The organism is Polymorphobacter sp., assembly GCF_051860865.1.
In the GTDB taxonomy this organism is placed as follows: Bacteria; Pseudomonadota; Alphaproteobacteria; order Sphingomonadales; family Sphingomonadaceae; genus Sandarakinorhabdus.
On the sequence record NZ_JBIMKZ010000109.1, the window covers coordinates 1 to 6,328 of the forward strand.

The 6,328-nt window shown below is 66.9% G+C and carries 6 protein-coding genes; all 6 read right to left on the reverse strand.

What is annotated here, in order from left to right:
• A partial coding sequence (locus ACTIFJ_RS14490; protein ID WP_439534820.1) for an autotransporter-associated beta strand repeat-containing protein occupies positions 1–542 on the reverse strand: 542 nt, incomplete at its 3' end.
• Positions 543–776: 234 nt separating this feature from the next.
• Positions 777–2,249: a ribosome biogenesis GTPase Der gene (der, locus tag ACTIFJ_RS14495; RefSeq protein ID WP_439534821.1), complete on the reverse strand. Its 1,473-nt coding sequence runs from the start codon at positions 2,247–2,249 to the stop codon at positions 777–779.
• Positions 2,250–2,251: 2 nt separating this feature from the next.
• On the reverse strand, positions 2,252–3,580 hold the full coding sequence (locus tag ACTIFJ_RS14500; protein WP_439534822.1) for an outer membrane protein assembly factor BamB family protein: 1,329 nt from the start codon (positions 3,578–3,580) through the stop codon (positions 2,252–2,254).
• A gap of 2 nt (positions 3,581–3,582) precedes the next feature.
• The gene (locus tag ACTIFJ_RS14505; RefSeq protein WP_439534823.1) at positions 3,583–4,308 is read right to left on the reverse strand and encodes a tetratricopeptide repeat protein; all 726 of its coding nucleotides are present in this window, start codon (positions 4,306–4,308) and stop codon (positions 3,583–3,585) included.
• Positions 4,309–4,440: 132 nt separating this feature from the next.
• Entirely contained in the window at positions 4,441–5,292 is an 852-nt protein-coding gene (gene panB, locus ACTIFJ_RS14510) for a 3-methyl-2-oxobutanoate hydroxymethyltransferase (protein ID WP_439534824.1), read from the reverse strand.
• 2 nt (positions 5,293–5,294) lie between these two features.
• On the reverse strand, positions 5,295–6,328 hold a 1,034-nt coding region (locus tag ACTIFJ_RS14515), incomplete at its 5' end, for an acyltransferase family protein (RefSeq protein ID WP_439534825.1).

Sequence of the window (6,328 nt, forward strand, 5' to 3'; positions counted from 1 at the left end):
ACGAGGCGCAAGTTGCCGGTCAACGCGCCCGTATAGCTGATGCTGCCAATCCCGTTCAGCGTCAGCGACGCCAGCGTGGCGGAACTGTTGGTCACCGTGCCCGAGCCGGTCAGATTCTTGACGGCCTGGTCGAAGCCGTTGAGATCGACAACGCCGACGCTCGTCGCCTCCAGCGTGGAACTGCCCGACAAGGTATTGGTGGCGCCGGCAATCAGCTGGCCATTTTCGACGCGGGTGTTGCCGCTGAACGTGTTGCTGGTGCCGGTGAGGGTCAGGCTGCCAGTGCCGCGCTTGAGCAGCGAGAATTGTCCCAGGCTGTCTGTGAGACTGCCGCCGAAGATGTGCGGCGCATTGGGGACGTCGGGCGTGAAGCGCAGCGTGCCGTTGGTGATCTCGGTATAGGGGCCGCCCGTGATCAATTCACTGCGATTGACGACAACTCCGCCCAGATCGAGCGTCTGCGCCGATACTGGCACCAATGCCGTGCCGGCCAGAATAACGCTCGCCAGCGACAACCCGGCGACTCGGGCCCTTCCTCGCATCCGGATGCCCGACAGAGAGGACGACGTCGACACAACAGAGCGCAAAAACATGAGATAGCCCCTAGGTATAGCCCGCATTGAAGATAAACACATCGTTCACGAATGTATCTTCATCGCTAAGAAAGGCAAGGGGATTCACAATGATAGAGAAATGACCTGTTCATCGTTGTCAGGTCATTTGGCTCGTTACGGATGCACACGACAGGGCGATGCAGCGACCTCGAAAAATGGTCGTCAGCTGCCCTTGTAAGGGTTCTTACCCCCACGGAAGTCGAGCCGGATCGGCACGCCTTCAAAGTCCAGCTCGTCGCGCAGGCTGTTGACCAGATAACGGCCATAGCTCGCCGGCAGCGCCCCGGTACGGTTGCCAAACACCAGGAATGTTGGGGGACGAGCCGCTACCTGCGTCACATAACGCAGCTTGATCCGGGTGCCCGCCGGCGCCGGCGGCGGGTTGCGCTCGAGCGCGCCCACGAACCAGCGGTTGAGTGCCGACGTCGGCACCCGGCGTGACCAACAGTCGCGGGCCTCGGTTACGGCCTTGAGCAGGATATCGAGGCCCTTCCCCGTCGCCCCGGAGATCGCCACCAGCGGCACGCCGCGGATCTGCGACAAGCCATCGTCGAGCGCCTTGCGCACGCCCTGGAACAGCGCGCTCTGGCCATCGGCGACATCCCATTTGTTCAGCGCCACGACCAACGCCCGGCCTTCACTCAGCACCAGGTCGGCGATGCGCAGGTCCTGCGCTTCCAGCCCCAGCGTCGAATCGAGCAGCAGCACCACCACCTCGGCCATGTCGATCGCCGCCCGAGTATCGGCGACCGCCGCCTTCTCGATCCGGTCCTGCACCTTGGCGCGCTTGCGCAAGCCGGCGGTGTCGACGAGCCGCACCTTCTGGTCACCCCAGTCCCAATCGACGGCGATCGAATCGCGGGTGATCCCGGCCTCGGGGCCGACGACCAGCCGCGCCTCGCCCAACAGCGTGTTGATCAGCGTCGACTTGCCGGCATTCGGCCGGCCGACGACGGCAAGCTTCAGAGGCCCCGCCGGCAACGGCGGCGGCATATCTTCGCCTTCGGGATCGCCCTCCTCGGCCGCCACGGGCTCGGGGTCGACGGGTTCGGGCACCGGCCCATGGGGCTCGACAAAGGGGAGCAGCATTTCGAACAGATCGGCCATGCCTTCGCCATGCTCGGCAGAAAGCGCGATCGGCGCCCCCAGCCCGAGCGCATGGCCTTCCGCCAATCCGGTCTCGGCCGACCGGCCTTCGGCCTTGTTGCCGACCAGCAGCAACGGCACGCCGCGCTTGCGCAGCCACTGGGCGAAATGCCGGTCGAGCGGCGTCACCCCGGCGCGGGCATCATAGACGAGCAGCGCCACCTGCGCGCCGGTCACCGCGGCATCGGTCTGCGTGCGCATCCGGCCGGAGAGGCTGTTGGCATCGGCATCCTCGAAGCCGGCGGTGTCGATCACCGTGAAGCTGAGGTCATGAAGGCGGGCGACGCCCTCGCGACGGTCGCGCGTCACGCCGGGCTGATCGTCAACGATCGCCAACTTGCGGCCCACCAGTCGGTTGAACAGTGTCGACTTGCCGACATTGGGACGGCCGACGATCGCCACGCGCGCCGCGCCTTCGGCCAGCGCCACGGCCGGGTTGCGCACCCGCCGTGCGCCCTTGCCGGCCTTGGGCGCCGCCCGGACTGCCATGGCTAGCGCCAGGCCGTCAGCCGGCCGTCGTCGGTCAGCAGATAGGCCATCCCGCCGGCGATGACCGGGGGCAGATAAGCGGCGTCGGAAAGCTTGGCGCGGCTGATGATCTTGCCGTCATAGGGCGAGACCGTGATCAGCTGCTTGTCGGAGCTGGCGATCAGCAGCTTTTCCGAGCCGAGCACCGGGCCGGTCCAGCTGATCGGCTTGGTCTTCTTCTTCGGGTTGCGCCAGCGATCGAGTTGATTCACCCAGCGTACCTTGCCCTCGCTGCGCGTCAGGCACAGCAGCTCGCCTTCGAGCGTTACCGTGTAGATGAACTCGCCCGCCACCCAGGGGGTCGACACCCCGGCGAAGTTGCGCTCCCAGACACGCTGACCGGTAGCCAGTTCCAGCGCCGCCATGCGGCCGCCATGGCCGATGGCATAGACCCGGCCGCGATCGATCACCGGCGAGGCGTCGATGTCCGACAGGGCTGCCATCGCCGTCGAGCGGCCGGTGCGGGCCAGCGCATCGGACCAGACCGTGCGGCCATTCTCGGCGCGCAGCGCCTGAAGCTCGCCCGACGAGAAGCCGACGACGACGGTGTTCAGATCGACCGCCGGCGTGCCCGTGCCGAGCAGGCCGGCCACTTCGACCGTGCCGGCGACGCTCCACAGCGCATCGCCGGTTTCGGCATTGACGGCAAAAAGCTGGTTGTCCTGGCTCAGCGCGAACACGCGGCCATCGGCAACGGCTGGCGCGCCGCGCAACGGCGTCGGCATCGTCTCGCGCCACAGCTCGACGCCCTGGCGGGCATCATAGGCGACCATTACCCCGAGGCCGGTGGTGACGAATACCCGCCCCCCGGCGGCACTCACGCCGCCGCCAAAGGCATTGCCCTGCGCCTCCTTGGGTACGGTGACCCGTGCCTGCCAGGCCAGCCGCCCGGTTACCGCATCGAAGGCACGGACTTCGCCCATGGTATCGACGGTGAATACCCGGCCATCATGAACCACGGGCGAGGCGTTCAGCCGCCGTGTCGAACTGCTGCCGGAACCGGCGGATGCCGACCAGACCTGCTGCAGCTGCCCGCTCCAGACCAGATGACCATTGACCTTGGCGGCCGTTCCACCCGGCTGGCCCCAATCGGCGTTGGCGACCTCCAGCGGCAGCACGACGACGGTGCTGGCCAGCTCAGCCTCCGCCTCGGCGCGAGTTTCATAATCCAGCACCGGGATCCGTTCGCCTACCGTACCGGTGCGCTTCTGGCCGCCCTTGAAAATCTTGCAGCCCGGCAGCGCCAGCGCCATTCCGGCGAGCACGACGAGAGACCAACGCCCGACCGACATGCTCAATTCGCTCCTTCAGGGGCAGGGGCAGGTGCCGGAGCGGGCTGCTGTGCCGCCGCCGGCAGATCCGCAGCCGCCTGTTCATTCATGCCCAGCGCCGATTCCTCGACGCCCAGCGCCAGCGCCATCTGCGCCGCGCGGTTGCGCAGCGTCGACGGCAGTGTTTCGTCCTTGACGATCGCCGTCAGCAACGGCGTCGCCTGGTCGGGCGTGCCTGCCTTCAGATGCGCCATCGCAGACATCTCGCCTGCCAGCCCGAACCACGGATTGCCCGGCACCGCGAGCGGCTTCAGCCGGTTGACGATATCGGCCGGGGCCAGCGTGTCGAACCGCAGCCGCACGAGCTTGACGAGGGCGGCGTCGCGCAGCGGCTGCGAGACGGCGCCATCGGCGATCACCGCCTCGAGCAGCGCCGCCGCCTTGTCTTCCTCGCCGACCGCGACCTGATCGGCCGCCTGCATCAGCCTCGCCAGCGCCGGATAAGCCCCGACGCCGTTCTTCGCCAGCCCCTCTAAAAGCGGCCGCGCCCCCGCATTGTCACCCACGCCGATCTTGTCGATCACCTGCACCAGCACTTCGCCATCAGCGCCAGCGGCCTTCGCCTGCCGGTCCTGCCACCAGAGCCAGCCGGCCAGCCCCGCGAGCAGCCCGACGACCAGCACGGTGATCAGAATGCCCCAGCGGCTCCAGAACACGCCCAGCCGGTCACGGCGGACCTGCTCGTCCACCTCGCGCAGAAAAGCTTCATCTGGGTTTGGGGTGGTGTTGCTGGGAGGTAAGGCCAAGGGGACAGGGCTCCGGGAGCGATGCAGCAGATACGCAAGACTTTGCGCCGTGGGCGGTGAATGCCCGATGACGCCTCAGGAATAAAGCTGTTTCTCGGACGGGAAGCGCCGCTCGCGCACCGCGGAGGCATAGCTGGCCGCCGCTGCGTCGATCCGCTCGGCCAGCGCATCGAAGCGTTCGACGAAGCGCGGGACCCGCTCGAACATGCCCAGCATGTCATCGACGACCAGCACCTGGCCGTCGCAGGCCACCGACGCGCCGATGCCGATGGTGGGGCAAGACACGGCTTCGGTGATCGCCCGACCGAGCGGCTCGACCACGCCTTCCACCACCAGCGCGAAGGCGCCGGCCTCCGCCACCGCGCGGGCATCGGCCAGGATTTTCACGGCTTCCGCCTCGGACCGGCCGCGCGCGCCATAGCCGCCCAGCGCATTCACCGCCTGCGGCGTCAGCCCGACATGCGCCATCACCGGGATGCCGCGCTGGCTGAGAAAAGCCACCGTTGACGCCATCGCTTCGCCCCCCTCCAGCTTGACGCCGGCCGCGCCGGTTTCCTTCATCACCCGCGCCGCGGTTTCGAAAGCGGCCTGGGGCGATGCCTCATAGCTGCCGAAGGGAAGGTCGATCACCACCACCGAGCGGTAGCTGCCGCGAACCACCGCGGCGCCGTGCGCGATCATCATGTCGAGCGTCACCTTCACCGTGGTGTCGAGGCCGTAGATCACCTGCCCCAGCGAATCGCCGACGAGCAGCAGGTCGCAATGCTTGTCGAGCAGCTGCGCCATTCGCGCCGTATAGGCAGTGAGCATGACGATCGGCTCGCCGCCCTTGCGCCGGGCGATCGCCGGCACCGTCAGCCGCCGCACCGGCTCGGGCAGCGGATGGGCACGGCTGGTAGCGGTATCGAGGGTGAAGGTGGTCGACATGATCAGGATCCTTCCGGAACAGCGTGCGTCTTGGCCGCCACGGCGCGCGGCTTGCGCTTGCCATTGAACATCAGCCGCAAGAGCGGCACCGGGGCGATGATGAAGGCATGGATGGCGAGCGTCAGCGGCGGCGCCAGCAACAGGATGCCGGCGTAGACGAGATAGACATCGCCGGTCCATCGCGAGACGAGCAGCGCCACCGCGAAGATCACCGCAAAATGGAAGATATAGAAGCTGAAAGCACTGTCGACGGCGAAGCTCAGCCAGCGGCTCGGCCGCGTCACCAGCCGCTCGAACAGCCGGAAGAGCGCGACAATCAGAAACAGGGTCAGCGATGACCGGCTCAGCCAGTACAGAGTCCGCTCCAGAACGAACGGCAGCGCATCACCCCAGATGATTGTCGCTGCATAGACCGCTGCCGCCAGCACCAGCCCGATGAGCGTGAACCGGTGCAGCGTTGCGAACAGCCGCCGGTCGAGGAAGGCGAATACCCCGAGCGCGAACCAGGGCAGGTAGTTGATCGTGGCTGCGCTGATCCACGCGACCGGCGTGCCCTGAACCAGCTGGCGCAGCGACAGGTCGGAGAGGATATGCAGCGCCAGCACCGTGGCGCCCGTCACCAATGCAACGGCATACAGCGCGCCCGTGCCGAGCATCCTGAACATCGCGTCCATCAAGGCCTGCCAGCCACGGCCGGTCCCCAGCCGCACGAGCAGCGGCGTCAGCAGCGCGTAGACAAGCAGCGAAAATAGGAACCACAGCTGCAGGTGCCAGACGCCATTGCCCTGTTTGGGCTGGTTCCAGATACCACCGACCAGATAGTCATACAGGCTGACCGGCGTGTTGTGCCATGAATAGATCAGCCAGTTGGCAATCGGGTTGACGAAGATCAGCGCCGACACCAGCGGCACCACCAGCAGCAGCGCCCGGCTCTGCGCATAGGCCATCCCCGGCCGCCGCGTGTAGACCATCGCGGTGAAATAGCCGCTGATCACGAAGAAGGTCGCCATCCGGAAAAGGTCGCTGGCCTCGCGCA

Excerpts from the sequence above, each read along its gene's own strand:
- ACTIFJ_RS14500 (WP_439534822.1), bottom strand. The coding sequence starts at position 3,580 with ATGTCGGTCGGGCGTTGGTCTCTCGTCGTGCTCGCCGGAATGGCGCTG.
- der (WP_439534821.1), bottom strand. The coding sequence starts at position 2,249 with ATGGCAGTCCGGGCGGCGCCCAAGGCCGGCAAGGGCGCACGGCGGGTG.
- panB (WP_439534824.1), bottom strand. The coding sequence starts at position 5,292 with ATGTCGACCACCTTCACCCTCGATACCGCTACCAGCCGTGCCCATCCG.